The sequence below is a fragment of the Methylobacterium ajmalii genome (assembly GCF_016613415.1).
Classification (GTDB): domain Bacteria; phylum Pseudomonadota; class Alphaproteobacteria; order Rhizobiales; family Beijerinckiaceae; genus Methylobacterium; species Methylobacterium ajmalii.
In genome coordinates this window covers 80769-84546 of record NZ_JACWCT010000066.1, presented here as the reverse complement: position 1 = coordinate 84546, position 3778 = coordinate 80769, and the positions used below count along the sequence as shown (strand labels likewise).

At 65.5% G+C, this 3778-nt stretch carries 4 protein-coding genes; all 4 read left to right on the top strand.

The window, feature by feature from the left end:
- On the top strand, nucleotides 1-1261 hold a 1261-nt coding region (locus tag HPY23_RS12640; protein ID WP_200649618.1), incomplete at its 5' end, for a GlcNAc-transferase family protein.
- Between the two features lie 37 nt (nucleotides 1262-1298).
- Entirely contained in the window at nucleotides 1299-2063 is a 765-nt protein-coding gene (locus HPY23_RS12635; RefSeq protein WP_060850080.1) for a class I SAM-dependent methyltransferase, read from the top strand.
- Between the two features lie 58 nt (nucleotides 2064-2121).
- A complete protein-coding gene (locus tag HPY23_RS12630; protein WP_091887461.1) occupies nucleotides 2122-3402 on the top strand; it encodes a glycosyltransferase family 2 protein in 1281 nt (426 codons plus the stop codon).
- Nucleotides 3403-3558: 156 nt separating this feature from the next.
- Nucleotides 3559-3778 (top strand): flagellin N-terminal helical domain-containing protein (locus HPY23_RS12625; RefSeq protein ID WP_478219414.1); only part of this gene is annotated, 220 nt, incomplete at its 3' end.

The following is a 3778-nucleotide window of genomic DNA, read 5'->3' as shown; positions in this document are numbered from 1 at the left end:
GACGATCGCCGACCTCTTCGCCAAGGCCGACCGGCCGGAGCGCGTCACGGTCGGGCTCGTCCGGCAGATGGACCCCGTCGAGGACGTCGAGCACCTGTCCGGCCCCGAGATCCCGGTCGATCGCGTCCGCGAGCTGCGCTTCGATTGGCGGGAGAGCCGGGGCGTGTGCTGGGCCCGCTTCCTGGCCCAGAGCCTGTGGCGCGGCGAGGCGTATTTCCTCCAGATCGACGCGCACATGATCTTCGCGAAGGGCTGGGACACGGCGCTCGTCGACGAATTGCGGCGCTGCCCCAACGACAAGTCGCTGCTCTCGTTCGCCTCGCCGCCCTACCTGTCGCCGGGCGACGTGCTGTCGGACCTGTATCCCGGCCTCCTGTCCACCGGACCCTTCCACGATTGCGGCGGCATCCGCTTCACCGGCGTGTGGCCGACCGAGCCCGTCGAGGAACAGTTCCGCATGCCGTTCCTCCTGGCGGGCGGCGTGTTCGGGCCGGGCGAGATGATCCAGGACGTGCCCTACGATCCCTACCAGTGCTTCGCCCTGGAGGAAGCCTCCTACGCCGTGCGCCTCTTCACGCATGGCTGGGACGTGTATTCCGTCACCAAACGCACGATGTGGCATCAGTACCGTCAGAACAACACGCTCAAGCGCAAGACCAACTACGACGCCGCCCACGAGGCGCGCACGATGGACATGACCCGGCGCGCCTACATGCGCTTCGACCACATGACCCGGCACGGGCGCTCGACCCATCCGAGGGACACGGCGGACCTCGACATGTTCGGCCTCGGCGAGGCCCGCACCCTCGCCGCGTACGAGGATTTCTCCGGGGTCGATTTCCGCAACAAGCAAGTCAGCGAATACGCGCTGCGGGCGCGCTACATCCCGAACATCAGCGAAGTCGTCAAGTTCAGCGTCGCCTGCCTCGATTCGGCCTCGCATGCGCCGCCGGCCATGATGAGCGAGACGGAACGCCTGCTGCGGATCGCGATGCGGGAGTGGTCCATCGAGCAGCTGTCGGACGAGATGGTCGGCGTGATGCTGGCGATCGCGAAGTCGGATCTCGCCGACGTCTTCCAGATGCGCAAGGGGGCCGAGATCTTCGCGCGCCGGGATGCGCTGAAGCACGACTTCATGAACTGGGATCATGCGGCTCTCGTCTCGGAACTCGCCCGCCTCGTCGCCTCGGTCGAGCGCGTCAACGCGGCGGCCGAAGTGCCCGATACCCGCCAGGCGCCCCCGCAGGCCCTGAGCGCCTGAGACGACCTCCGCCTTTCGAGCTTCCAGGATACCGGCGATGCAGCTCCTCCACACCAAACCCGCACCGGGTGAAGATTGCTTCGCCCGCGTCGGCGGGGTCAACTACCTCGAGATCCTGAAGGCGATCCACCGCAACCTGCGGCCGGCGACGTATCTCGAGGTTGGAACCTTCACGGGCAACACGCTGCGGCTGTCGCATTGCCCGACGATCGCGGTCGACCCGGAATTCCGGATTACCGGCGGGCTTCCCGCCGAATGCCAGGTGCTCCACCTCTTCCAGAAGACCAGCGACGCCTTCTTCAAGGACCACGATCCGACGGCGATCTTCGGTGCGCCGATCGACCTGGCGTTCCTCGACGGCATGCATCGGTTCGAGTTTCTTCTTCGCGACCTGATCCACACCGAGGCTCACTGCCGGCCCAACTCGGTCGTCGTCCTGCACGACTGCCTGCCGGGGGACGCGCACATCACCGCCCGGAGCATGAACGACCCGCGGCGGGCCCAGTCGCGCAATCCCGATTTCTGGGCGGGCGACGTCTGGAAGCTCCTGCCGATCCTGCGGCGCTACCGGCCGGACATCCGCGCCCTCGCGACCGATGCCGCCCCGACCGGGCTGGTGTTCCTCACCAACCTGAACCCGGCCTCCACCGTCCTGCAGCAGCACTACTTCGACATCGTCGCGGAGTGGCTGGCCGTGGATCTCGCCGATTACGGCGTCGCGCGCCTCATCGACGAAGCCGAGCCCGTGGCCGCGCGCCAGCTGGTTTCGCCGGAATTCTGTGCCAACCGTTTCTGGCTCTGATCCGTCCTCCCTTCGCGCCATCCCGGGTCCACTCTGTCAGGCAGCTTCGGAGCGCCTCATGTCCCTCGCCCACGCCGCCGCCGCTACCGCGCGGGATACCTCCCCGTCGGACGAGTCGTACGGCATCGCCGAGCCGCAGCTCGCCCGGCCGGTGCTCTCGATCGTCCTGCCGACCTACAAGCGGACGGATCTCCTCGACCGGTTCTTCAAGCACCACGTCAAGATGCTGGACCAGATCGGATTCAGCTACGAGATCCTCGTCGTCGACGATGCGTCTCCGGACAACACCCAGGATATCGTCGCGTCGTGGGCGGAGACCTGTCCGCACATCCGGTCGATCCGTCACGCGACGAATGTCGGCTTCCGGCCGAACTACCTCTCGTGCCTGCGCGAGGCGAAGGGCCATTTCACGGCTTACGTCGGCAACGACGACCTGCTGATCGGCGAGACCCTGCGCCAGCACATCCTGCGGATGGCGCAAGACCCCGACATCGTCATGGTGCAGGCTCCGTGGTTCCTTCTCGACGAGTACAGCGACAACAAGATATCCGGTCGTTCGTACGAAATCGACAGCGAAATGCGCTTCTATCGCGGCGAGCACGGACGCTGCCTCGACTTCGTTCTCGATCGACACGTCTTCCCCGAGTGGTACATCATCCGGACGAACGCGGTGGCGGACATCGCCGGTCCCTACGACCGGACGACCTACCATTTCTTCTCGCAGCTCTCGAACGCGCTCGAGATCGGCGACGTCGTGTTCGCCCCCGAGCCGTACGCGATCGTGACGGCGGTCTCCCGCGGGCACGACACCCATGTCGGCAACGTGGAGACTTTGTTCGGCTGGGACGAGTACCGGGGGGGGATCGAGCATCTCGCGGCCGCCGCCCGGCGCCACGACCCGTCGTGGATCCAGGGGCAGCCCGATCTGCTCAAGCGGATCCAGCACTTCACCAACGTCCGGATGGAGGTCGCGCTGAACCTGCATCTGTATTCGGGCAACAAGAACTGGCTGCACGCCTGGCACCTGAAGTGCCGCCTCGAAGCCTATGGGATCACGCCGCTGGCGCCGTCGGTGTGCGCGGAGTTGAGCTCGCTCGCGGCCATGGAGGCCTGCGTGCTGGAACTCGTCCGCACCGGACACCGCTCGATCGTGGTGAGCGAGCGCTGCTTCTCGATCTTCCGGGAGGTCATCAAGGTCGAGCCGGACGTCACGCTTCTTTGCCAGGGCGACACGCGCGAGGCGGAGGCGACCGCCTACATCGCCTTCGGCGACGCCCCCGACTTCCCCTGCAAGGCCGTCATCGACCTCGCCGCCGCCATGCGGCGCTATCAAGCCTGATATACGCCAGAAACGACCTCGTCCGGAATCGCATAGAAACCGTCCGAGGGCATGAAAATGCTTTTTTAACTATAAATGGTGGGTCGATCTTAACGTTCTGAGGCTAGGGTATCAGTTAGCACGAAAATGTGCTCCTGGAATTCAAAAGGATAAACCATGCCTGTGACGCTTTCCGCGGGTATCCGTGATACCCTGGTGACCATCCAGCAGACCGTTGCCGAGTCCACCCTGGCGCAGACGCGCCTGGCCACCGGCAACAAGGTCAACACCGCCCTCGACAACCCCCTCTCCTTCTTCGCCGCTGCCAGCCTGAACCAGCGCGCCGACGACCTGTCCGGCCTGCAGGACAACATGCAGCAGGCCGTGCGCACCCTCA